The sequence below is a fragment of the Pseudomonas sp. GW456-12-10-14-LB2 genome, assembly GCF_002884345.1.
In the GTDB taxonomy this organism is placed as follows: Bacteria; Pseudomonadota; Gammaproteobacteria; order Pseudomonadales; family Pseudomonadaceae; genus Aquipseudomonas; species Aquipseudomonas paraglycinae.
Window position 1 is genome coordinate 69,239 of the sequence record NZ_POHV01000007.1, and the last position, 23,736, is coordinate 92,974.

General features: G+C 60.7%; 22 protein-coding genes. 15 read left to right on the forward strand and 7 right to left on the reverse strand.

Translation table 11 applies throughout. The features are described from left to right. Positions 1-54 precede the first annotated feature (54 nt). Positions 55-945 carry an AraC family transcriptional regulator gene (locus C1X29_RS06455; RefSeq protein WP_007950856.1) on the forward strand — a complete coding sequence of 297 codons (891 nt, stop codon included), beginning with the start codon at positions 55-57 and terminating at the stop codon, positions 943-945. 86 nt (positions 946-1,031) lie between these two features. On the opposite strand, the gene C1X29_RS06460 is transcribed toward C1X29_RS06455, so the two are convergent. Beyond that, entirely contained in the window at positions 1,032-2,696 is a 1,665-nt protein-coding gene (locus tag C1X29_RS06460) for an electron transfer flavoprotein-ubiquinone oxidoreductase (protein WP_102717089.1), read from the reverse strand. Between the two features lie 525 nt (positions 2,697-3,221). Between C1X29_RS06460 and C1X29_RS06465 the strand changes: the two genes are divergently transcribed. The 10 genes from C1X29_RS06465 (at position 3,222) to C1X29_RS06510 (ending at position 12,665) form a co-directional block, all read left to right on the forward strand. Beyond that, positions 3,222-3,971, forward strand: a complete 750-nt coding sequence (locus C1X29_RS06465) for an electron transfer flavoprotein subunit beta/FixA family protein (RefSeq protein ID WP_003226982.1) — start codon at positions 3,222-3,224, stop codon at positions 3,969-3,971. Positions 3,972-3,973: 2 nt separating this feature from the next. Continuing rightward, entirely contained in the window at positions 3,974-4,903 is a 930-nt protein-coding gene (locus C1X29_RS06470; RefSeq protein WP_085647477.1) for an electron transfer flavoprotein subunit alpha/FixB family protein, read from the forward strand. Positions 4,904-4,983: 80 nt separating this feature from the next. Next, on the forward strand, positions 4,984-5,820 hold the full coding sequence (locus C1X29_RS06475) for an ABC transporter substrate-binding protein (RefSeq protein ID WP_102686493.1): 837 nt from the start codon (positions 4,984-4,986) through the stop codon (positions 5,818-5,820). A gap of 9 nt (positions 5,821-5,829) precedes the next feature. Beyond that, the gene (locus tag C1X29_RS06480) at positions 5,830-6,186 is read left to right on the forward strand and encodes a DUF4398 domain-containing protein (protein WP_173892743.1); all 357 of its coding nucleotides are present in this window, start codon (positions 5,830-5,832) and stop codon (positions 6,184-6,186) included. Next, a complete protein-coding gene (locus C1X29_RS06485; protein WP_085745033.1) occupies positions 6,183-6,995 on the forward strand; it encodes an OmpA family protein in 813 nt (270 codons plus the stop codon). The genes C1X29_RS06480 and C1X29_RS06485 overlap by 4 nt, the downstream gene beginning before the upstream one ends. A gap of 201 nt (positions 6,996-7,196) precedes the next feature. Continuing rightward, positions 7,197-8,636, forward strand: a complete 1,440-nt coding sequence (locus tag C1X29_RS06490; protein ID WP_007950868.1) for a PLP-dependent aminotransferase family protein — start codon at positions 7,197-7,199, stop codon at positions 8,634-8,636. A 74-nt stretch (positions 8,637-8,710) separates the two neighbouring features. Beyond that, positions 8,711-9,190, forward strand: coding sequence for a translation initiation factor 2 (locus tag C1X29_RS06495; RefSeq protein WP_085745032.1), 480 nt, complete (start codon positions 8,711-8,713; stop codon positions 9,188-9,190). Between the two features lie 166 nt (positions 9,191-9,356). Continuing rightward, positions 9,357-9,611, forward strand: a complete 255-nt coding sequence (locus C1X29_RS06500; RefSeq protein WP_085745031.1) for a YkgJ family cysteine cluster protein — start codon at positions 9,357-9,359, stop codon at positions 9,609-9,611. Between the two features lie 41 nt (positions 9,612-9,652). Continuing rightward, on the forward strand, positions 9,653-10,258 hold the full coding sequence (locus C1X29_RS06505) for an START domain-containing protein (RefSeq protein WP_007950871.1): 606 nt from the start codon (positions 9,653-9,655) through the stop codon (positions 10,256-10,258). Positions 10,259-10,571: 313 nt separating this feature from the next. Beyond that, on the forward strand, positions 10,572-12,665 hold the full coding sequence (locus C1X29_RS06510) for an LTA synthase family protein (RefSeq protein ID WP_085745030.1): 2,094 nt from the start codon (positions 10,572-10,574) through the stop codon (positions 12,663-12,665). Between the two features lie 59 nt (positions 12,666-12,724). On the opposite strand, the gene C1X29_RS06515 is transcribed toward C1X29_RS06510, so the two are convergent. Further along, positions 12,725-12,883 carry a DUF3309 family protein gene (locus tag C1X29_RS06515; RefSeq protein WP_169432680.1) on the reverse strand — a complete coding sequence of 53 codons (159 nt, stop codon included), beginning with the start codon at positions 12,881-12,883 and terminating at the stop codon, positions 12,725-12,727. Positions 12,884-13,139: 256 nt separating this feature from the next. Here C1X29_RS06515 and C1X29_RS06520 point away from each other — a divergent pair, with 256 nt between their 5' ends. The 3 genes from C1X29_RS06520 to csrA all read left to right on the forward strand — a co-directional run bounded on the left by C1X29_RS06520 (position 13,140) and on the right by csrA (position 14,676). After that, positions 13,140-13,955 (forward strand): SDR family oxidoreductase, encoded by an 816-nt coding sequence (locus tag C1X29_RS06520; protein WP_102717090.1) that lies wholly within the window; start codon positions 13,140-13,142, stop codon positions 13,953-13,955. Between the two features lie 64 nt (positions 13,956-14,019). Continuing rightward, positions 14,020-14,352 (forward strand): YnfA family protein, encoded by a 333-nt coding sequence (locus C1X29_RS06525; RefSeq protein WP_007950874.1) that lies wholly within the window; start codon positions 14,020-14,022, stop codon positions 14,350-14,352. Positions 14,353-14,490: 138 nt separating this feature from the next. After that, entirely contained in the window at positions 14,491-14,676 is a 186-nt protein-coding gene (gene csrA, locus C1X29_RS06530) for a carbon storage regulator CsrA (protein ID WP_039770603.1), read from the forward strand. A gap of 6 nt (positions 14,677-14,682) precedes the next feature. Here the strand turns inward: csrA and C1X29_RS06535 are convergent, their stop codons facing one another. From C1X29_RS06535 to mnmC, 5 genes are all read right to left on the reverse strand, one after another. After that, positions 14,683-14,910, reverse strand: coding sequence for a YheU family protein (locus C1X29_RS06535; RefSeq protein WP_003172962.1), 228 nt, complete (start codon positions 14,908-14,910; stop codon positions 14,683-14,685). A 59-nt stretch (positions 14,911-14,969) separates the two neighbouring features. After that, positions 14,970-16,160, reverse strand: a complete 1,191-nt coding sequence (locus C1X29_RS06540; RefSeq protein ID WP_085745028.1) for an osmoprotectant NAGGN system M42 family peptidase — start codon at positions 16,158-16,160, stop codon at positions 14,970-14,972. A 61-nt stretch (positions 16,161-16,221) separates the two neighbouring features. Beyond that, positions 16,222-17,967, reverse strand: coding sequence for an N-acetylglutaminylglutamine synthetase (gene ngg, locus C1X29_RS06545; RefSeq protein ID WP_102686492.1), 1,746 nt, complete (start codon positions 17,965-17,967; stop codon positions 16,222-16,224). A 3-nt stretch (positions 17,968-17,970) separates the two neighbouring features. Beyond that, the gene (locus C1X29_RS06550; protein WP_102717091.1) at positions 17,971-19,743 is read right to left on the reverse strand and encodes an N-acetylglutaminylglutamine amidotransferase; all 1,773 of its coding nucleotides are present in this window, start codon (positions 19,741-19,743) and stop codon (positions 17,971-17,973) included. Positions 19,744-20,005: 262 nt separating this feature from the next. Then, positions 20,006-21,988 carry a bifunctional tRNA (5-methylaminomethyl-2-thiouridine)(34)-methyltransferase MnmD/FAD-dependent 5-carboxymethylaminomethyl-2-thiouridine(34) oxidoreductase MnmC gene (gene mnmC, locus C1X29_RS06555; protein ID WP_102717092.1) on the reverse strand — a complete coding sequence of 661 codons (1,983 nt, stop codon included), beginning with the start codon at positions 21,986-21,988 and terminating at the stop codon, positions 20,006-20,008. Positions 21,989-22,161: 173 nt separating this feature from the next. On the opposite strand from mnmC, the gene pap reads away from it, so the two are divergent. Further along, entirely contained in the window at positions 22,162-23,676 is a 1,515-nt protein-coding gene (pap, locus tag C1X29_RS06560) for a polyphosphate:AMP phosphotransferase (protein WP_102686489.1), read from the forward strand. Positions 23,677-23,736 lie beyond the last annotated feature (60 nt).

Sequence of the window (23,736 nt, forward strand, 5' to 3'; positions counted from 1 at the left end):
TCTGCGATGATGCTTTTATCCCTTTTTCCGTGATTTTTTCTGAAGAGCCACCCGATGCAATTAACCCGTCACCTTGATGCCAACGCCACCCTGGTTTCGCTGATCGAACCGCTGGCACTGCGCGATGGTTACAGCCAGACCGGGCTGCCGGGCGTGCAGGTGTTGCGCGCCAGTTGCGACGTCGCCCGTGGCCCGCACATTTATGAGCCGAGCCTGATGATCATCGCCCAGGGCAGCAAACTGGCGTATCTGGGGCCGCGCACCATGGAGTACGGCGCCGGGCATTATCTGATCCAGGCGTTGCCGGTGCCGTTCGAGTGCGAGACCTACGCGTTGCCGGATGCGCCGTTGCTGGGTGTGTCGGTGGCGATCGACCGGGTGCTGCTCGGTGAACTGGTGCTGGCCATGGGGTTGGCGCCGGGGCGGCATATTCCGGCGCAGACCCCGGAGTCGATGACCTCGGTGGTGCTCGACGATGACATGCGCGGTTGCGTCGAACGCTTGCTGCGCTGTCTGCACGATCCGCTGGAGTGCCAGATTCTCGGACCAGCGCGGGTGCGGGAGTTGTTGTTCGTCGCGTTGCGCGGACCTCAGGCTGATGTGTTGCGGGCGCTGGTCGAGCAGCAGGGGCAGTTCGCGCGGGTCGCGGCTTCTATCAGCCATTTGCATTCGCACTACACCGAGCCGTTGAACGTCGAGACGCTGGCCAGCTGCGCGAACATGAGCGTGTCGACCTTTCATGAGCATTTCAAACGCAGCACGTTGCTGTCGCCGGTGCAGTATCTGAAGCGTTTACGTTTGTTGAAGGCGCAAACGTTGCTGATCGCCGAGGGACTGGGAGTGGCGCAGGTGGCGCATCGGGTGGGGTATCAGAGCACGTCGCAGTTCAGTCGCGAGTACAAACGCTATTTCGAGCGCAGTCCGGGGGATGAGCGCGCTGCCTGAACTGCCACAAGTATTGATGTGATGCACTGAATCGCGGGCAACAAAAAGGCCCCCGTTTCGGGAGCCTTGATGTTCAGCAATTCGACTTACATGTTCGGGTAGGTCGGGCCGCCGGCGCCTTCCGGCGTCACCCAGGTGATGTTCTGCGAAGGATCCTTGATGTCACAGGTCTTGCAGTGCACGCAGTTCTGGGCGTTGATCTGGAAGCGTTTCTCGCCGTCTTCCTTGGTGATCACTTCATACACGCCGGCCGGGCAATAGCGCTGTGCCGGCTCGTCATACAGCGGCAGGTTCTTGCTCAGCGGGATGGTCGGGTCGGTCAGTTTCAGGTGGCACGGCTGTTCTTCTTCATGGTTGGTACCGGAGATGAACACCGAGCTCAGCTTGTCGAAGCTGATCTTGCCGTCGGGTTTCGGGTAGTCGATCTTCTTGCAGTCGGCCGCGAGCTTGAGGCAGGCGTAGTCCGGCTTGGTGTCGTGCAGGGTGAACGGCAGTTTGCCGCCGAAGATGTTCTGATCCAGCCAGTTGAAACCGCCGCCGACGATAGCGCCGAACTTGTGGATCGCCGGGCCGAAGTTGCGGCTGGCGAACAGTTCTTCGTAGAGCCAGCTCTTCTTGAACGCGTCGACGTAGGTGGTCAGCTCTTCGGTGCCGTCCTTTTCAGCGAACAGCGCGTCGGCCACGGACTCGGCGGCGAGCATGCCGGACTTCATCGCGGTGTGGCTGCCCTTGATCTTGGCGAAGTTCAGGGTGCCGAGATCGCAACCGATCAGCGCGCCGCCCTTGAAGACCATTTTCGGCAGCGAGTTCAGGCCACCCTTGCAGATTGCGCGAGCGCCGTAGCTGATGCGCTTGCCGCCTTCCAGATATTGCTTGAGCACCGGGTGATGCTTGAGGCGCTGGAATTCGTCGAACGGCGACAGGTAGGTGTTGCTGTAGGACAGATCGACGATCAGACCGACCACCACCTGGTTGTTTTCCAGGTGATAGAGGAAGGAGCCGCCGGTGTTCTCGGTGCCCATGATGTCCATCGGCCAACCGGCGGTGTGCACCACCAGGCCTGGCTGGTGTTTGGCCGGGTCGATTTCCCAGATTTCCTTCAGGCCGATGCCGTAGTGCTGGGCGTCGGCATCGCTGTCGAGGTTGTAACGCTTGATCAGTTGCTTGCCGATGTGGCCACGGCAGCCTTCGGCGAACAGCGTGTACTTGCCACGCAGTTCCATGCCCGGGGTGTACAGGCCTTCTTTCGGATGGCCTTCGCGGTCGACGCCGAGGTCGCCGGTAATGATTCCGCGCACCACGCCGTTTTCATCGATCAGCGCTTCCTGAGCGGCGAAGCCCGGGTAGATTTCCACGCCCAGGTTCTCGGCCTGCTGAGCGAGCCAGCGGCACAGGTTGCCGAGGGAGATAATGTAGTTGCCTTCGTTGTGCATGGTCTTGGGCACAAAGAAGTCAGGAATTTTTTGCGCGCTTTCGGCGTTTTTCAGCACGAAGATGTCATCGCGGGTGACTTGCGTGTTCAGCGGAGCGCCGAGTTCTTTCCAGTCCGGGAACAGTTCGTTCAGGGCCCGTGGTTCGAATACGGCACCGGACAGGATGTGCGCGCCGACTTCGGAGCCTTTTTCGACCACGCAGACGCTGATTTCCTTACCGGCTTCGGCGGCCTTCTGCTTCAGACGGCAGGCGGCGGACAGGCCAGCGGGGCCGGCACCGACGATGACCACGTCGAATTCCATGTATTCGCGTTCCACAGGCTATCTCCTACTCAAGGCTCAACAGTTTTTTTTCTAATTTGGAGGTTCGGTGTCGTATCCGTTATTGCCTTTACGTTAACGTCAAGGGTAATAATGGGCAAACCACCTTTCTCTCTAGGCGGCGCATTATATCTACACCACTCTTAGCGTCCAATACAAACGTTTGTTTGAATCGGCTCCAGCCCAGAGAAATCAAAGAAGCGCGGCTTATGACAGGGCATTTTGGCGTATTGACCAGAATGGGCGTTCCGGTCAAGATACGGGCGGTTTTGCGCTCGCCGTAGGCTGAATGGTGGTTTCAAGAGCACCTCTAAAGACAGGGCGTAGGCGGTAACCGGTGATGCGCAGCGCAGGTTCGGCGCGCAGTTTACACACCGCGAAGCGGCATGACTCGTCGGTCACGACTGACGAACGGTCATCCCGCTCAGCCGGCGTTTTTAGAGGTGCCCTTGTGCCCGATGAGCATCAACCGCCAGGTTCGCCTAGGCGACTTTCTTTTCACCGGAGAGTAACGAGGAATCCATGAAGGTTCTTGTAGCTGTCAAACGCGTTGTGGATTACAACGTCAAGGTTCGCGTCAAGGCGGACAATTCCGGCGTAGACCTCGCCAACGTCAAGATGTCGATGAACCCGTTCTGCGAAATCGCAGTGGAAGAAGCCGTACGCCTGAAAGAAAAAGGCGTTGCGACTGAAATCGTCGTCGTCTCCATCGGCCCGTCCACCGCTCAGGAACAGCTGCGTACCGCACTGGCTCTGGGTGCCGACCGCGCCATCCTCGTCGAATCCGCTGAAGACCTGACTTCCCTGGCCGTGGCCAAGCTGCTCAAGGCCGTGGTCGACAAGGAACAGCCTCAGCTGGTGATCCTGGGCAAACAGGCCATCGACAGCGACAACAACCAGACCGGCCAGATGCTCGCTGCACTGAGCGGCTACGGTCAGGGCACTTTTGCCTCGAAAGTCGAAGTTTCCGGCGACAGCGTTGCCGTGACCCGCGAAATCGACGGCGGCGCGCAGACCGTTTCCCTGAAACTGCCAGCGATCGTCACCACCGACCTGCGTTTGAACGAGCCGCGCTACGCGTCCCTTCCAAACATCATGAAAGCCAAGAAGAAGCCTCTCGAAGTGCTGACTCCGGACGCTTTGGGCGTTTCCACCGCCTCCACCAACAAGACCCTGAAAGTCGAAGCGCCGGCTGCACGCAGCGCGGGCATCAAGGTCAAGTCGGTGGCTGAACTGGTCGAGAAACTGAAAAACGAAGCGAAGGTAATCTGATCATGACTATCTTGGTAATCGCCGAACACGACAACAAGGTGCTGGCTCCGGCCACCCTGAACACCGTGGCTGCCGCTGCCAAAATCGGCGGCGACATTCACGTTCTGGTTGCAGGCCAGGGCGCTGGCGCCGTGGCTGAAGCCGCCGCGAAAATCGCGGGTGTGAGCAAAGTCCTGAACGCTGACAATGCTGCCTACGCGCATCAGCTGCCGGAAAACGTTGCTCCGCTGGTAGCCGAACTGGGCGCTGGCTACAGCCACATCCTGGCTGCCGCTACTTCCAACGGCAAAAACATCCTGCCGCGCGTTGCCGCCCAGCTGGACGTTGACCAGATCTCCGAGATCATCTCGGTAGAAAGCGCTGACACCTTCAAGCGTCCGATCTACGCCGGTAACGCCATCGCTACCGTGCAATCGACCGCAGCGATCAAAGTGATCACCGTGCGTGCCACCGGTTTCGATCCGGTTGCCGCTGAAGGCGGTTCCGCTTCGGTTGAATCCGTTGCTGCTGCTCACAACGCCGGCACTTCCAGCTTCGTCAGCGAAGAGCTGGCCAAGTCCGATCGTCCTGAACTGACCGCTGCCAAGATCGTCGTTTCCGGCGGGCGCGGCATGCAGAACGGCGACAACTTCAAACACCTGTACGCTCTGGCCGACAAGCTGGGCGCTGCCGTTGGTGCTTCCCGCGCCGCGGTCGACGCAGGTTTCGTACCGAACGACATGCAGGTCGGTCAGACCGGCAAGATCGTTGCGCCACAGCTGTACATCGCCGTCGGTATCTCTGGCGCGATCCAACACCTGGCCGGTATGAAAGACTCCAAAGTGATCGTTGCGATCAACAAGGACGAAGAAGCGCCGATCTTCCAGGTGGCCGATTACGGCCTGGTGGCGGATCTGTTCGAAGCCGTACCTGAGTTGGAGAAGCTGGTCTAATCCGGCCGCTTCACTTATAAAGAGCCCGACCTTTTGGTCGGGCTTTTTTTTGTCTCGGATTTGAGTGGGAGCGTTTCGCCATGGATCTGCATCGTCGGTTGGACTGCTCGTGGTTACTGGGGCTGGCATTGTTGCCGGGCCTGTCGTTGGCGGCGGGCAAGTGCGAGCGGCTGGTCGTCACCGGCAGCCCGGATGCACCGCCGTATCTCTGGCAGGATCCGCAGAACCCCAAACAACTGATCGGTGCCAGTGCTGACCTGTTGCAACAGGTGGCGAAAGAGCTGGGGATCAAAGTCGATCTGCTGTACGCCGGCAAGCGTTCCCAGGCCCTCGACGAGGTGCGCAGCGGGCGCATGGACATGCTGGCTGACGCGCCGCTGACCTTCAACGAGCTGGAAAACCTCGACTACATTCACCCGCCGTTGCTGGAAAACGACTATCTAGTTTGGACCCGCAAGGGGTCGACTCTGGTCTACAGCGAAGCGAAGGATCTCCAGGACCATCAAGGAGGCTTGTCGGAAAAGTCTCGAATGACCCCGGCATTCGGCACTTTCGCCGAGCAGCAATTGACCCTGACCCGTACGGCAAACCTGACCCAGGCGTTTCAGAAACTTCTGCTGGGCGAGGTGGAATATGTACTCGCCGGTCGCTACTCGGGCATGGCAGCCGCGCAGGCACTGGGCATGGCCAATGATCTGCTGGCTTTTGAACAACCCATCGACCGCCCCGGTCTGTTCCTCGCGGTTTCGCACAACTCGGCCTGCAACGATCCGTGGTTGCGCGGACAGCTGGCCAAAAAGATGACAGAATTGCCCGCGTCCGGCCTGACGGAAGCCGCGCTGCAACGCAACATCGAGCGCTGGAAGGCGCAGCAGCAACAGCCGCCGCAACCACCTGTCAGCGCCCCAAAACAGTAGGGATTCTTAGTGAGTAATCGACTTCTTTTCGCGGCCATGGCCGTTCTGGCCCTGGCCGGTTGCGCCAGCGATCCGGCACCCAACGAACAAATGCGCCTGACCGAGCAGGCCCTTGAGCAAGCCAAAGCCGTGGGCGCCACCGCTGAAGACGTGCCGGAAATGAAACTGGCAGAAGACAAGTTCAACCGGGCCAAGGGCAGCATGGCCGGCGAATCGTACAAGAATGCGCGGATGCGCCTCGAACAGGCCGAACTCGACGCCCGTCTGGCGGAAGCCAAAGTGTTGACCCAGAAGAGCGAAGAGCAAGTGAATGTGCTCAACACCCGCATCGTCCGACTGCGCAAGCAACTGGGGGATGCCCAATGAGCCTGAAGTCCAAAACCCTCGGCGCTCTGATCCTCACCGGTTGCGCCAGCCTGTACGGCTGCGCCGGTCAGCACAGTGAATCCGCATTGCAGCAGGCCAGCACCGACTTCCAGAAGGTCAAGGAAGATTCCAACGTGCTGCGTATCGCGCCGAAAGACGTGATTCGCGCCGGTGAGTCCCTGGCCCGTGCCGATCGTCTGTCGACGTACTGGGGCAGCGGCTCGGACGTGGTGCATTACGCCTACCTGAGTCAGCGCTACAGCGAAATCGCCCGTGAGCACACCAATCAGGTGCTCAACGAAGAACGCGCAGCGAAACTGGAACTTGAACGCCAGCGCCTGCAACTGGCCCTGCGCGAGTCGAAACTGCTGAGCGTGCAACAGCAGGGCAAATGGCTGGAAGAGCAGATCGTTGCGCTGGCCACCACCCAGACCGACCGTGGCCTGGTAATGACCCTGGGTGACGTGCTGTTCGATACCGGCGAAGCCGAACTGAAAAATTCGGCCAACCGCGTGGTGCTGAAGATCGTGCAATTTCTGCAACTCAACCCGAAACGCGTCGTGCGCATCGAGGGCTACACCGATAGCACCGGCGGCAAGCAGGAAAATCTCAAGCTGTCCCGCGATCGCGCGCAGTCGGTAGCGGACGTGCTGACGGATCTGGGCATCGACGAAAAACGCATTCAGGTCGAAGGCTACGGCGACGAATACCCGGTGGACGCAAACGCTTCCGAGCGTGGGCGTGCGCAGAACCGTCGGGTGGAAATCGTGTTCTCCGACGAAAAAGGCCAGCTCGGCGCCACCCGCTGAGGGTGGCGTTACTGGAAAGCCCGGGCTGTCAGGCAGCACCGGGCTTTTTTACGTCTGTCGATTACCTCACAAAGCAGTACAGATTTAACCGACACAGCACTGTATGGTTGACTAATATGGCAACTGTCCCAGTACACTTCCAAACTGTTCCGGTATTGTTTCACACAAGAATAAAACGCCCGTGAAATCGAGTGCTGCGTCATGACCAATCTCTTGCTCTACCAACGTATTGCTCAACAGCTGGCCGAAGATATCCGCCGTGGCGTCTATCAACCGGGCGAGCGCGTGCCTTCGGTGCGCAAGATGAGTTCGCAGCTCAACGTCAGCCATGCCACGGTGTTGCAGGCTTACGCCAATCTCGAGGATCAGGGCCTGATCCGCGCGCGGCCGCAGTCCGGTTACTACGTGCACCAGACTCCCGCACTGACGGCGCCCACGCCGGACATTGCCCGGGTCGAACGGCCAGGCCTGGTCACCCGCAGCAGCATCATTCAGCAAGTGCTGGTCGAATCCCGTCGTGAAGGCGTGTTCCCGCTGGGTGCGGCGGTGCCGAGTGTCGATTACCTGCCGGTGCGCGCCTTGCATCAGCAGCTGGCCAAGGTCACCCGCTTTCACAGCCCTCGGGCGTTCAGCTACATGTTCAGCCCGGGTTTCGAGCCGCTGCGCCGCCAGGTGGCGATTCGCATGCGTGATGCAGGCGTTGTCGTCGACCCTTCGGAAGTGGTGATCACCCACGGTTGCGTCGACGCCTTGCAGATGTCGTTGCGGGTGCTGACTCGCCCCGGTGACCTGATCGCCGCCGAATCACCGACGTATTACGGGTTGCTGCAACTGGCTGACCTGCTGGGCCTGAAAGTCATCGAGATTCCCAGCGATCCTGCCACCGGCATGAGCCTCGAAGCCCTGCAACTGGCGGCCAACCAATGGTCGATCAAGGCGCTGGTGCTGACCACCCGTCTGAGCAATCCACTCGGCGGCACCATGCCGGAAGAACGGCAGAAGCAATTGCTGAGACTGGCCTCGGACTTCGATATCCAGATCGTCGAAGACGACATCTATGGCGAGTTGATGTTCGAACAGGGTCGCACAAAATCACTCAAAGCCTACGACCGGCTCGATCGGGTGATCTACTGCTCGAGTTTTTCCAAGACATTATCGCCCGGTGTGCGCATCGGCTGGATGATCGCCGGCAAGTACCAGCAGGAAATCCAGCGCTTGCAGACTTTCAGCACCCATTCGGCGTGCAGCGTCACGCAAATGGCCATCGCGGCGTACCTGGAAAACGGCGGCTATGACCGGCATTTAAGGTACATCCGCCAGGAATACCGAAAAAATCTCAGCGCATTCCAGCTGGCGGTTCAGCAGTATTTTCCGGAAGGCACTCAGATGACCCGGCCGACCGGTGGATTCATTCTATGGGTCAGTCTGCCAGGGCGGGTCAACACCCAGGAATTGCACGTGCGAGCGCTGCAACAGGGCATCAGCATTGCGCCAGGCCTGATCTTCAGCAACACCGAACAGTTCAACCACTGCATCCGGTTGAACTGCGGCATCCCGTGGAATCGCGAGGCGGAACGGGCGCTGATGACCCTCGGGATGCTGGCGACCCAGCTCTGCCAGGAGATGGCCGGCGGGTTTTGAAACATTGAGGGCGCTTGTCATGTGACGTCCAACAGGCGAGCATATGGCTATCTGCCGTTAGCTTCGTTGGGTTCATGAAAGCGAAATTTTCTGCCGCCTGGGTCGTGTTCTGCTTGCTGTTGATGGGGCATGTGCCCGGCGCTTTGGCGGCTGCGGCGCAGGAAAAGACGCCGGCCACCGCTACCGCGAAAAAACCGGTCACGGCCAAGAAAACCGTTCCAGCGAAAAAAACACCGCAGAAAAAGGCTGCTCCAGCCAAGAAGCGCGCACCGGTCGCTTCCAAGTCGAAGTCGGCAAAAGAAGTGGCCAAGACGCCGTTGCCGTCCGCGAAACTCGATTTGAGCCTGCCCAAAGATATGGTTCAGGAATTGAAACCACCTGGCTCCGTGACGCTGCCCAAACGCGAACCGATTCTGCCGCAAATGTTCGGTGACAAGAACAACGGGTTTCAGCTCAACGGCCGTCTGCTCAGCAACGAAATGCAGCTGCAACTGCGCAATGAGGAGCGTCGGGAAGTCGAAGGCGCGGCGCTGGATTTCGAGTTCAAGCAATAAATCGTCCCCATTGGTGACCCGCAGACCAGACGCTTTGTCGGAGACTGGTCAGTCACTTTCGTTTCTGCGTAAAAACGCCGGTTCAGGCAATTTAAAACAGCCGTTTAAGCGGTTACCCTGTTCCGCGTCCCTTTAACACATTGCCCGCTGCGAGGAATGCGTCGTCATGAAATGCCGTGAAGGCTGTGGCGCCTGCTGCATTGCCCCTTCCATCAGTTCGCCGATTCCAGGCATGCCCGATGGCAAACCTGCCGGTGAACGCTGCGTTCAGTTGTCGGTCGATAACCTGTGCAACATTTTCGGCCGACCGGAACGTCCAGCGGTCTGTTCAGGATTCAAGGCCGATCCCGAAGTCTGCGGCAGCAGCCAGGACGACGCGATCAGACTGCTCGGCTGGTGGGAGCAGATGACGGCGGCGTGATGTGTCAAACGAACGGAACTTCAACAATAAGGAATAAGACTATGGGTTCGCTGCATCGTATCGCTGTGTTGTGTGGTTTGACGGCCGTGCTGGCCACCTCGGCCGCCCAGGCTGAAGACTGGAAAGTCGCCAAGAATGAGGACGGCATCAAGGTCTCCCTGAGCGAAGTGCCGGGTTCGGACTACAAGTCTTATCAGGGCGTGACCGTGATGAAGACCACCATCGCCAAACTGCGCGCCTTGCAGGAAGACGTTTCCGGTGCCTGCGCCTGGATTCACGAATGCAAGACCCAGAAACTGCTCAAGCACGAAGGCGACCAGAGCTGGACCTACACTCAGTTCAACACGCCATGGCCGGTGACTCCGCGCGATTCGATTCTGCATGTCACCACTGTTGAAGGCGCCGATGGCAGCCTTACCCGTAATCTGGAAGGCGTGCCGAAGTACCTGCCTGAAGAAAAGGGCTTTGTGCGGGTTGCTCAAGTCAAAGGCTTCTGGAAGTTCGTACCAAAAGGCGACCAGGTTGAAGTGACCTATCAGGTTCACACCGAGCCGGGCGGCAGCGTGCCGTCGATGATCGCCAACAAGTTTGTGGTCGATGCACCGTTCAACACCCTCAAAGCCTTGAAAGAACGCGCCGAGAAGTAACTGTCGCGTTCATCTGTAAACGCCCCGAAGAACTCGGGGCGTTTTGTTTTCCGGGTTTATTGTGTTTCCAGATATGCGTTGGACGAAATTTTCACAAAGTCTCCAAGACAATTCGCCCGCGCTGTCTGCACCTGTCCCGGTGCGCCGTGCCTTGAATGAAAGCGTCCGGCAACGGGCACTAATCAATGGCAATGCCGCCGGTGATCGTGCAACATTTGCGCTCCGCGCAAGCCCCGGGGCCTGGAATGGCCAACAGAGGGCAGGGCGCAGCTGAATTTTTGCAACTTCAACTTCCAATGGGTCCTAAAACGACATGGCAAACCCGGACGCCCTGAGTCAGCAGCGATCTTCCAGTCGCCTGCTGCAACCGACCGTCAAATCGCATCTGGCCTACACGCTCCTGTGCGCGCTGGTCATGATGGTGATGTTTTCCGTGCTGCGCCTCGCGCTGCTGGTCTACAACCGCGAGATGATCCTCGACACCCCGGCCTCGACCTTCCTCGAAGCCTTCGCCAACGGCCTGCGCTTCGATGTGCGTCTGGTGGTGTACCTGTGCATTCCGCTGGTGCTGGCGCTGTTCAGTGCCCGGGCCATGGCGGCCCGCGGTTTCTTCCGTCTGTGGCTGACCGTTGCTTCGAGCATTGCACTGTTCCTCGGTCTGATGGAGATGGACTTCTATCGCGAGTTCCACCAGCGCCTCAACGGCCTGGTGTTCCAGTACGTGAAGGAAGACCCGAAAACCGTGATGAGCATGCTCTGGTACGGTTTCCCGGTGGTGCGTTATCTGCTGGCCTGGGCCGTGGGCACGCTGATCCTGACCCTGGCGTTCAAGGGTGCCGACCGTCTGACCCGTCCGCGTGGCCCGTTCAGCGGTGGCAACGTCGGCACCCGTCAAGTGGCGCCATGGTATGCGCGTCTGGTTGTCTTCGTAGTATGTCTGCTGGTCTGTGTGGTGGCCGCTCGTGGCACCCTGCGTCAAGGCCCGCCGCTGCGTTGGGGGGACGTGTATACCACCGAATCGAACTTCGCCAACCAGCTCGGCCTCAACGGCACGCTGTCGCTGATCGCGGCGGCCAAGGACCGGATGGGCGAGGATCGCGACAACATCTGGAAAGCCACGCTGCCGCAGGATCAGGCGCAGAAAGTGGTCCGCGAGATGCTGGTGATGCCGGACGACAAACTGGTGGATGCCGATATCGCCGCCGTGCGTCGTGAATACACGCCGCCTGCCGACAAGACCCTGCCGATCAAGAACGTCGTCGTGATCCTCATGGAAAGCATGGCCGGTCACTCGGTCGGTGCTCTGGGCGCGCCGGGCAACATCACGCCGTACCTCGACAAGCTGTCGAAGGAAGGCCTGCTGTTCGACCGTTTCTTCTCCAACGGCACCCACACCCACCAGGGCATGTTCGCCACCATGGCATGTTTCCCGAACCTGCCGGGTTTCGAATACCTGATGCAGACCCCGGAAGGCAGCCACAAGCTGTCCGGCCTGCCGCAGTTGCTCAGCGCTCGTGACTATGACGATGTCTACGTCTACAACGGTGATTTTGCCTGGGATAACCAGTCCGGTTTCTTCAGCAACCAGGGCATGACCAACTTCGTCGGCCGCAACGACTTCGTGAACCCGGTGTTCTCCGATCCGACTTGGGGCGTGTCCGACCAGGACATGTTCGACCGCGGTCTGGTGGAGCTCAAGGCACGGGAAAACGGCAAGCCGTTCTACGCGCTGCTGCAGACCCTGTCCAACCACACGCCGTACGCCTTGCCGACGCCGCTGCCGGTCGAGCGCGTGACGGATCGTGGCACGCTCAACGAGCACTTGACCGCCATGCGTTACGCGGACTGGGCGCTGGGCCAGTTCTTCGAGAAAGCCCGCAAGGAGCCGTACTTCAAGGAAACCCTGTTCGTCATCGTCGGCGACCACGGCTTCGGCAACGAGCGTCAGATCACCGAAATGGACCTGGGCCGCTTCAACGTGCCGATGCTGATGATCGCACCGGGCATCCAGGAAAAATTCGGTACCCGTGACCACACCGTGGGCACTCAGATCGACATCGTGCCGACCATCATGGGTCGCCTCGGTGGCGAAGTGCGCCATCAGTGCTGGGGCCGCGATCTGCTGAACCTGCCGCAGGGTGACACCGGTTTCGGTGTGATCAAGCCGTCGGGCAGCGAGCAGACCACCGCCATCGTCACCGCCGACCAGATCCTGGTGCTGCCGAAAGAGAAGGAAATGGCACCGAAGATCTATCAGTACGAGCTGGGTGCCAACCCGCACGCTGAAGTGGTACCGGATGCTCCGCGCACAGCCGAGCTGAAACTCAAGCTCGAAGCGTTCCTGCAAACGGCGACCAAGAGCCTGATGGACAACACCGCCGGTGTGATTAACGGCAAGCCGGACTGATCAGTCGGCACCATAAAAAAGAGGCCCTTGAAGGGCCTCTTTTTTTGTCGGTCAAACAGTCATATCCGACCGAGTAACAACAGCACCAACAGGACTACCAGCACTACGCCGATAATGCCCGATGGGCCATAACCCCAACTTCTGGAGTGCGGGAAGACCGGCAGACCACCGATCAGCAACAGGATCAGGATAATGATTAAAATTGTGCCCATGTCTATTTCCTTGTTGATAGTGTCTGTTAAGTCTTGGTGTTCAAGGGCGGCTGGAAGTTGAATTAAATCCAGCCGGCTTGTTAATTCCGACTGGTGCACATGAAAGAAAATTCAATGTTTTTTTAAGGTATTTGGCTCGCCTGCTTATTTCGTTTGTTGTTGCGGTTTGCCCTCGCCATTCAGCAATCTGATGGAGCGTGGGTCGCTGCGGATCCTTCGCTACACTCCGCGCATCTTCCCCGGAACAACAAGGCTGTCTGCTATGCAAAATCGCATGATGATCACTGGCGCGGGCTCAGGCCTGGGTCGCGAAATCGCGCTGCGCTGGGCGCGTGAAGGCTGGCAACTGGCCTTGTCCGACGTCAGCGAACCCGGTTTGCAAGAGACCCTGAAACTGGTTCGCGAGGCTGGCGGCGACGGCTTCATCCAGCGCTGCGACGTGCGCGATTACAGCCAGCTAACGGCGTTCGCCCAGGCCTGCGAAGTGAAACTTGGCGGCATCGACATCATCGTCAACAACGCCGGTGTGGCCTCGGGCGGTTTCTTCAGCGAACTGTCGCTGGAGGACTGGGACTGGCAGATCGCGATCAACCTGATGGGCGTGGTCAAGGGCTGCAAGGCGTTCCTGCCGCTGCTGGAACTGAGCAAGGGCAAGATCATCAACATCGCCTCGATGGCCGCGCTGATGCAGGGGCCGGCGATGAGCAACTACAACGTGGCGAAGGCCGGGGTAGTGGCGCTGTCGGAAAGTCTGTTGATCGAACTGGCCCAACAGGAAGTCGGGGTTCATGTGGTCTGCCCGTCATTCTTCCAGACCAATCTGCTGGATTCCTTCCGTGGCCCGACGCCGGCGATGAAAGCCCAGGTCGGCAAGTTGCTGGAAAGTTCGCCCATCACCGCCAGCGATATTGCCGACTACATCTACAAGCAAGTCGCGGCCGGCGAGTTCATGATCCTGCCTCACGAACAAGGGCGTATGGCCTGGGCGCTCAAACAGAAGAATCCGCAGCTGCTGTACAACGAAATGACCGCGATGGCCGAAAAGATGCGCGCCAAGGCCAAACAGAACAACGGCTGAACTTGCCCGGGGTTCGCCGCATCGTTAGGGTGGCCGCAACAGTCACCCTGACGAGATGTCTTGCATGCTCAACTACCTGTGGTTCTTCCTCGCCGCGCTGTTCGAAATCGCCGGCTGTTTCGCGTTCTGGATGTGGCTGCGCCAGGGCAAGAGCGCCTTGTGGGTGATCCCGGCGCTGATCAGCCTGACCCTGTTCGCGCTGCTGTTGACGCGCGTCGAAGCGACTTACGCCGGTCGCGCCTACGCCGCGTATGGCGGCATCTACATCATTGCTTCGATTGGCTGGCTGGCGGTGGTCGAACGTATCCGGCCGCTGGGTTCGGACTGGATCGGTGTGGCTTTGTGTGTGATCGGGGCGAGTGTGATCCTGTTCGGGCCACGGTTTTCCGCGAGCTGAATCTTTCAGCCCTGAAGGAAACGTCTGAAGGCTTGCGCGACCTGATGCGTAGGGAATGACTGAATTGCCCGGCGTGCATTGTAGGGCGGTCGAAACCCGCGCATCTTCGAGGCTCGCAAACCTTGAAGGACAACCCCCATGCTTGTACTCAGCCGTGTTGTCGGTGAACTGATTTCCATCGGCGACAACATCACTCTGCGCGTTCTGGCGGTCAACGGCTCCAGCGTGCGGTTCGGCGTCGAAGCGCCGGAGCAGATCGGCGTGCATCGCGCCGAGGTCTACGAACGGATCCAGCGCAAACAGGCCAGCGGCAAGGGCCGCTGACCGTTTTCAGTCGAACAGGTGCTTGGGCACGTCGTGCTTGAGCATCAACTGGCATTGCTCGCTTTCCGGATCGAAAACAATCAACGCCTGGCCTTTGGTCAGCGCCTGGCGAACCCGCAATACGCGGGTTTCCAGCGGCGTGTCGTCACCGTTGTCGGTACCGTCGCGGGTGACGAAATCCTCGATCAGGCGGGTGAGGGTGTCGACTTCGAGCGCGTCGTGGGGAATCAGCATGGGCACCTCGGCTAAATCAATGTCGGGATGCTACGGCGAATGATCGCCGAGGGCCAGACTCAACCGTCCGAGCGTTGCCCCACCAGGCTGTCCACCGACGGCACACGGGTGTCGCTCTCCATCTGCGTTTCGTGCTCGATTTGGTGACTGAAGCGATCCAGTGACCCGGTGGCCGGTTGCGCATCGCTGGCGAACACCGGTGGACTCAAAATGTACGCCCCCAGCAGGCGACTGAGCGCCGCCAGGCTGTCGATGTGTGTGCGTTCGTAGCCGTGGGTTGCGTCGCAGCCGAAGGCGAGCAGGGCGGTGCGGATGTCGTGACCGGCAGTGACCGCCGAATGGGCGTCGCTGAAGTAATAGCGGAACAGGTCGCGGCGCACCGGCAGTTCGTGCTCGCCGGCCAGACGCAACAGGTGCCGCGACAGGTGATAGTCGTACGGCCCGCCGGAATCCTGCATCGCCACGCTCACCGCGTGTTCGCTGGAGTGTTGGCCCGGCGCGACCGGGGCGATGTCGATGCCGACGAATTCGCTGACGTCCCACGGCAACGCTGCTGCTGCGCCGCTGCCGGTTTCCTCGGTGATGGTGAACAGCGGATGACAGTCGATCATCAGTTCCTGACCGCTGTCGACGATGGCTTTCAGTGCTGCCAGCAGCGCGGCGACACCGGCTTTGTCGTCCAGATGTCGGGCGCTGATGTGACCGCTTTCGGTGAACTCCGGCAGTGGGTCAAAGGCCACCACATCGCCGACGCTGATGCCCAGCGAATCGCAATCGGCGCGGGTCGCGCAGTAGGCGTCCAGACGCAGCTCGACGTGATCCCAGCTGATCGGCATCTCATCCACGGCCGTATTGAAGGCATGCCCGGACGCCATCAACGGCAACACGCTGCCGCGAATCACGCCGTTGTCGGTGAACAGGCTGACGCGACTGCCCTCGGCGAACCGGCTCGACCAGCAACCCACCGGCGCCAGGGTCAGACGCCCGTTGTCCTTCACCGCGCGCACGGCGGCGCCGATGGTGTCCAGGTGCGCCGAGACCGCACGGTCGGGGCTGTTTTTCTTGCCTTTAAGGGTGGCGCGGATCGTGCCGCGACGGGTCATCTCGAAGGGAATGCCGAGTTCTTCCAGACGCTCGGCGACGTAGCGCACGATGGTGTCGGTGAACCCGGTCGGGCTCGGGATGGCGAGCATTTCCAGCAGGACTTTCTGCAGGTAGTTCAGATCCGGTTCGGGAATTTGGGTGGTCATGGAGACTCCTGTTGCGGGGCGTCATTCGCGCGTTGAACGCGGGAATGACGCTGAAGAGAGATCAAACGGCCGGCTGACTGTGCGGAAACAGCAGATCGACAAACCGCTCCGCCGTCGGCTGCGGCTCATGGTTGGCGAGCCCTGCCCGTTCGTTGGCTTCGATGAACACGTACGTCGGTTGATCCGCCGCCGGCACCATCAGGTCGAGGCCGACCATCGGGATCTCCAGCGCCCGAGCCGCGCGCACGGCAGCCTCGGCCAGGGTCGGGTGCAGAATCGCCGTGACGTCTTCCAGCGTGCCGCCGGTATGCAGGTTCGCCGTGCGCCGCACGAACAGATGCTCACCGGCCGGCAGGATGCTGCTGTAGTCGTAACCGGCCGCATGCAGGGTTCGCTGGGTTTCGTGGTCCAGCGGGATTTTGCTTTCGCCGCTGGTGGCTGCTTGTCTGCGTCGGCTCTGCGCTTCAATCAACGCGCCGATGGAATGATGACCGTCGCCGACCACTTCCGCCGGCCTGCGGATCGCCGCTGCAACCACCTCGAAACCGATCACCAGAATCCGCAGGTCGAAGCCTTCGTGAAAGCTTTCCAGCAGCACGCGAGTGTCGAACTGCCTGGCCGCTTCGATGGCCTTCTGCACGTCCTCGATGGTCTGCAGATCCACCGCCACGCCTCGGCCCTGTTCGCCATCCAGCGGTTTGACCACCACTCGCTGGTGCTCATCGAGAAACGCCAGATTGTCGTCCGCATTTCCCGCCAACTGCTGCGACGGCACATTCAGTCCGGCGGCTTTCAATACTTTGTGGGTCAGGCTTTTGTCCTGGCACAGGTTCATGCTGATGGCGCTGGTCAGGTCGCTCAGGGATTCACGGCAACGCACCCGGCGCCCACCATGACTGAGGGTGAACAGTCCGGAGTCGGCGTCATCCACCTGCACATCGATGCCGCGTCGATGGGCTTCCTCGACGATGATTCGCGCGTAAGGGTTGAACTGCGCCTCCGGCCCCGGACCGAGGAACAGCGGCTGGTTGATGCCGTTCTTGCGCTTGATGGCGAACGTCGGCAGGTTGCGAAAACCGAGTTTGGCGTAGAGATTTTTCGCCTGCCGGTTGTCATGCAGCACCGACAGATCGAGGTAGCTCAGACCGCGACTCATGAAATGCTCGATCAGATGGCGCACCAATACTTCACCGACACCGGGACGCGAGCACTGCGGGTCGACCGCCAGGCACCACAGGCTGCTGCCGTTTTCCGGGTCGTTGTAGGCCTTCTGGTGATTGAGGCCCATGACGCTGCCGATCACCGCGCCGCTGTCGTCGTCTTCCGCCAGCCAGTACACCGGGCCGCCCTGATGGTGCGGGGTGAGCAGGGTGGCATCGATCGGCAACATGCCGCGCGCCTGATACAGCTGATTGATCGCCTGCCAGTCCGCGTCACTTTGCGCGCGACGAATACGGAAGCCGCGAAACACCCTGGTCGCCTGACGATAATCGCTGAACCACAAGCGCAGGGTGTCGGACGGGTCGAGAAACAGTTGGGTCGGCTCAAGGCCGAGAATCTGCTGCGGCGCCGCGACGTACAAGGCAATGTCGCGTTCGCCCGGTTGTTCGTTGAGCAGTTCCCGGGCAAGGCTGGCCGGATCGGGAAAAGTGTGGCCGATCAGCAACCGGCCCCAGCCGCAATGCACCGCAATCGGCTCGGCGGCCGGCTCGCTGCCGTCCTCGGCCAGACGCGCCTGCAAGCGTTCGTAGGACGGTGTCTGACCGCGTAGTAGCCGTTGGCTGTAAGCCGTGGCGTGAGGTTTCATCGATCAGATTCCTTGTTCGCTGAGCCACAGGTTCAAAGCCGCCAGTTGCCACAGCTTGGAGCCGCGCAACGGGGTCAACTGGCCTTGTGGATCGGTCAGCAGTTTGTCGAGCATGGCGGGGTTGAACAGGCCGCGATCCTGACTCGGATCGAGCAGCAGTTCGCGCACCCAGTTGAGGGTATCGCCCTGCAAGTGTTTGAGGCCGGGCACCGGGAAGTAACCTTTCTTGCGGTCGATCACTTCGCTCGGGATGACCAGTCGCGCGGCTTCTTTCAACACTTGCTTGCCGCCGTCCGGCAGTTTGAATTTGCCCGGAACACGGGCCGACAATTCCACCAGTCGATAGTCGAGAAACGGCGTACGCGCTTCCAGTCCCCAGGCCATGGTCATGTTGTCGACGCGTTTGACCGGGTCGTCCACCAGCATCACCGTGCTGTCCAGGCGCAGGGCCTTGTCGACCGCCGCATCGGCGCCCGGCTGTGCGAAATGTTCCTTCACGAAGTCACCGGCAGCGTCATTGGCGGTCAGCCATTTCGGCTGCACCGTGGCGGCGTAATCGTCGTAGCTGCGGTCGAAAAACGCTTCGCGATAGGCCGCATACGGATCGGCCGCGCCGTCGACTTGCGGGTACCAGTGATAACCGGCGAACAACTCGTCGGCGCCCTGGCCGCTCTGTACAACCTTGCAGTGCTTGGCCACTTCGCGGGACAGCAGATAGAAGGCGATGCAGTCGTGGCTCACCATCGGCTCGCTCATGGCGCGGAACGCAGCGGGCAGTTGTTCGATAATTTCCCTTTCGTCGATGCGCAATTGATGGTGCTGAGTGCCGTAGTGCTTGGCGATCAGATCGGAATACTGAAACTCGTCACCGCGTTCGCCACCGGCATCCTGGAAACCGATGGAAAAGGTCGAAAGGTTCTCTACGCCGACTTCGCGCAGCAGGCCGACGAGCATGCTCGAATCGACGCCGCCGGAAAGCAGCACGCCGACATCCACTGCCGCCCGTTGGCGGATTGCCACGGCTTCGCGGGTGCTGTCGAGCACGCGGTCGCGCCAGTCTTCCAGGGTCAGGTTTTTCTCGTCGTCGTGTGGGCCGTAGGGCAGGGTCCACCAGGTTTTCTGCTCGGTGCTGCCGTCCGCTTCAATGCGCATCCAGCTCGCTGGCGGCAGCTTTTCGATGCCGGCCAGCAAGGTGCGCGGCGCAGGCACCACGGCGTGGAAATTCAGGTAATGATTGAGCGCCACCGGGTCGAGGATCGGGTTGATGTCACCGCCCTTGAGCAGCGCCGGCAGAGCCGAGGCAAAACGCAGGCGCTGGCCGGTGCGCGACAGGTACAGCGGCTTCACACCGAGACGGTCGCGGGCGATGAACAGGCGCTGGGCATCGCGCTCCCAGATGGCGAAGGCGAACATGCCGTTGAGTTTCGGCAGCAGCGCTTCGCCCCAAGCGTGGTAACCCTTGAGCAGCACCTCAGTGTCGCCGCCGGAGTAGAACGCATAACCGAGCGCTTCGAGTTCTGCACGCAGTTCCGGGAAGTTGTAGATCGCGCCGTTGAAGGCCAGGGACAGGCCCAGTTGGCTGTCGATCATCGGCTGCGCCGAGCCGTCCGACAGGTCCATGATTTTCAGGCGTCGATGGCCCAGGGCAATCGGCCCCTGGGCATGGAAGCCCCACGCGTCGGGGCCGCGAGGGGCCAGGTGATGGGTGATTCGCTCAATGGCTGCAAGGTTTGCAGGTTGTTGATCAAAACGTAACTCGCCAGCTAATCCGCACATAAAGTCCTTACCGGTTTTTCCGTTGGGGAGGGGCAATCGGGACCCGCCAAAAAGGGTGGGTACTCAGAGACTGACCCCGGCGCGGACGCCGGAGTTTTAGAACAATGAGTTATAAGGCGCGATGTGCCGACCGATGGCAGGCAAGGGAGCGAGGCGCAGAAGGGAGGAGTTGGAGGGTGTTGTGCTGCTTGGGTAGGGCTGCTCGAACAGCGGTCAGTCATCACGGGATTTGCCGAACCTGCAGAGTGCAGGCCGGCGTCCCTCAGGCCTTCCCGCGAATCAGTTCACGCAAGGCAAAACGGTTGGGATGACACGCTTCGGCCACCGCTCTTGGCAGCGGCAGCGGTTCCTTGTCCAGCCACGCCGCCAGCAATTCGCCAGACAGTGGTGCAGTGATCAACCCGCGTGAGCCGTGGCCACTGTTGACGTACAGACCGTCCAGCCACGGGCACGGAGTGTCCGGCACTTGCCGGGCATCCTTGCTCAAGGCGCGATAGGCCGCGGTGAAGGCCTCGCGATCGGAGAGCGGGCCGACAATCGGCAGGTAGTCGGGGCTGGTGCAACGGAACGCTGCGCGACCCTGAAGGCTGTCGGCGTCGGGTTCGCCGATGTGCAGGCGCGCCACCAGATCCGTGGAGATCTCTTCGAGCATCGCCAGATTGCCCAGGTGTTCGGCGGTGGTCGGGGTCAGGTCGTCGTTATTGAAATCGAAGCTGGCGCCGAGGGTGTGTTCGCCCAAGCGTGCCGGTGCTACGTAACCTTCGGCGCAGACCACCGTGCTCAGTGCCTGACTTTGTGTGGTCTGCGCCAAGCAAGTGATCTGCCCGCGAATGCGCTTGAGGGGCAGGTCGGCGCTCTGGGCAAAACGCTTGATTTCGGCAGCACCGGCCAGCACCACGACGGGGGCTGTTGCGATCAGTCGTTCACCGTCGAATGCCTGCCACTGACCGTCAAGCTTGCGCAGCTCAATGGCTTCCTGATGGGTGAGCAGCGTGACGCCCGGTTGTGCGGCTTGCGCCTGACACAATGCGGGCGGATGCACCCAGCCGCCTTCGGGATAATACAAACCGCCATGGGCCAGACCGATCCCGGCGCGGGCCTGAGCGTCGGGTTGATCGAGCCATTGCAGAAGGTCTTCGGGAAACGCCGCCGCCAGTTGCGCCTGACGCTCGCGTTCCTTTTCATTGAACGCCAGTTGCAGCACGCCGCAGTCATCCCAGTCGGTACCGCGTTGCAGGGTTTCCAGCAGGCGACGGGTGTAGCCGAAACCGCTGACAATCAACTGCGACAGTGCGGTGCCGTGGGCGGACAGTTTCAGATACAGAACGCCTTGCGGGTTACCCGAAGCTTCCTGGGCCACCGCGTCATGCCGTTCCAGCAGATTGACCTGCCAGCCCCGTGCTGCAAGGCTGGCTGCCGTGGCACAACCGGCCAGACCGGCGCCGATCACCAGGGCTCGACGGTCACCTGTCAACGCTGTTGGGCGGGCGAACCACGGTTTTGCCGCCGCAGGTGGCGCAACACCCTCGGGCCAGCCGAGAAATTCGCCGCGCAGGATTTCCCATTTGTGGCCGATGCCCGGCGTGCGTTTCATCTTGAAGCCGGCGGCGTTGAGCAAGCGCCGCACCCAACCGGTGCTGGTAAACGTGCTGATGGTCGAGCCCGGCGCCGCCAATCGCGCCAGTTCGGCGAACAGTTCGGCGGTCCACATTTCCGGGTTTTTCGCCGGGGCGAAACCGTCGAGAAACCACGCGTCGATCTGGCCATCCAGTTGCGGCAACTGCTCCAGTGCATCGCCAATCAACAGCGTCAGGGTCACACGACCGTTATCCAGAACAATGCGCTGGAAACCTTGATGAATTGCCACGTAATGCTTGAGCAACTGATCGGAGAATGGCTTCAGGTCAGGCCACAACGCCAGCGCCCGTTGCAGGTCGGCAGGGCTCAACGGAAACTTTTCGACGCTGACAAAATGCAGCCGCGCACCGGCCACCGCCTGCTGTTCGAACAACTGCCAGGCGCAGAGAAAATTCAGCCCGGTACCGAAGCCGGTTTCACCGATCACCAGTCGCCCACCCGCCGACAGCGCGGCAAAACGCTCGGCCAGACGGTTCTGTTCAAGGAACACGTAGCGGGTTTCATCGAGCCCCGACTGGTCGGAAAAATACACATCGTCGAACACTCGCGAACGCGGGCGTCCCTGGTCATCCCAGTCGAGTTGGGCGTGGGGCATTACAGGTTTCATGGCAGGCTCGGCAACGACAAGGCGGCCATTCTAGCCGATCACGCACGCGGCGCTTGATCCATGGCAAGCCTTGCTGACGATCACTCAAGGACAATCCGCCGCCGGCGGGAATTTCTGTGCCGCGCCAGAGCCCAATCCGCTAGTCTTGCTGAATCCTGGAAGGAGCCGTCCCTATGTTCGAATCCGCTGAAATCGGTCACGCCATCGACAAAGACACCTACGAAGCCGCCGTGCCCGCCCTGCGTGAAGCCTTGCTCGAAGCCCAGTTCGAGTTGCAGCAGCAGAAGCGTTTCCCGGTGATCATTTTGATCAACGGCATCGAAGGCGCCGGCAAGGGCGAGACGGTGAAGCTGCTCAACGAATGGATGGATCCGCGCCTGATCGAAGTGCGCACCTTCGACCAGCAGACCGACGAAGAGCTGGCGCGGCCACCGGCCTGGCGTTACTGGCGGATGCTGCCGGCCAAGGGGCGGATGGGGATTTTCTTCGGCAACTGGTACAGCCAGATGCTGCAGGGCCGGGTCCACGGCTTGTTCAAGGATCCACGTCTGGATCAGGCGATTGCCGGCGCCGAGCGCATGGAAAAGATGTTCTGCGATGAAGGCGCGCTGATCTTCAAGTTCTGGTTCCACCTGTCCAAGAAACAGATGAAGGCGCGGCTCAAGGCCCTGGCCGATGACCCGCTGCACAGTTGGCGCATCAGCCCGCTGGACTGGCAGCAATCGCAGACCTACGACAAGTTCGTCAAATACGGCGAGCGCGTGTTGCGCCGTACCAGTCGCGATTACGCGCCATGGCATGTCATCGAGGGTGTCGACCCGTACTACCGCAGCCTGACGGTCGGCAAGATTCTGCTCGAAGGGCTGCAAAACGCCTTGAAGCGTCCCGATGTGCATCCCCATGAGGTCAACGCTGCACCGTTGGGGACTTCCGTCGATCAGTTGAACCTGCTCGACAGCCTCGACCTGACCCAGCGTCTGGACAAAAAAGACTACGAAGAACAACTGATCACCGAGCAGGCGCGACTGTCGGGGCTGATGCGTGACAAACGCATGCGTCGTCACGCGCTGGTGGCGGTGTTCGAAGGCAACGATGCGGCGGGCAAGGGCGGTTCGATTCGCCGGGTCGCGGCGGCGCTCGATCCGCGTCAGTACAACATCGTGCCGATTGCCGCGCCCACCGAAGAGGAGCGGGCGCAGCCGTATCTGTGGCGGTTCTGGCGGCACATTCCGGCGCGGGGCAAATTCACCGTATTTGATCGCTCGTGGTACGGCCGGGTGCTGGTGGAGCGGGTCGAAGGCTTTTGCAGTACCGCCGACTGGATGCGTGCCTATGGCGAAATCAATGATTTCGAAGAGCAACTGGCCGACGCCGGGGTGATCGTGGTCAAGTTCTGGCTGGCCATCGACAAGGACACGCAGATGGAACGCTTCCAGGAGCGCGAAGAAATCCCGTTCAAGCGCTTCAAGATCACCGAAGACGACTGGCGCAACCGCGACAAGTGGGACGCCTATCGCGCCGCCGTGGGCGACATGGTCGACCGCACCAGCACCGAAATTGCGCCGTGGACCCTGGTCGAGGCCAACGACAAGCGCTGGGCCCGGGTCAAGGTGCTGCGCACGATCAACCGGGCGCTGGAAGAAGCGTTCGAGAAGTCCGACAAGCGAGCCAAGAAGCACAAGGACTGAACCGATGGGCCCGCATACGCGAGGTGAATGATTGTCGCGGTCGGCGATTGGGTGGACTTA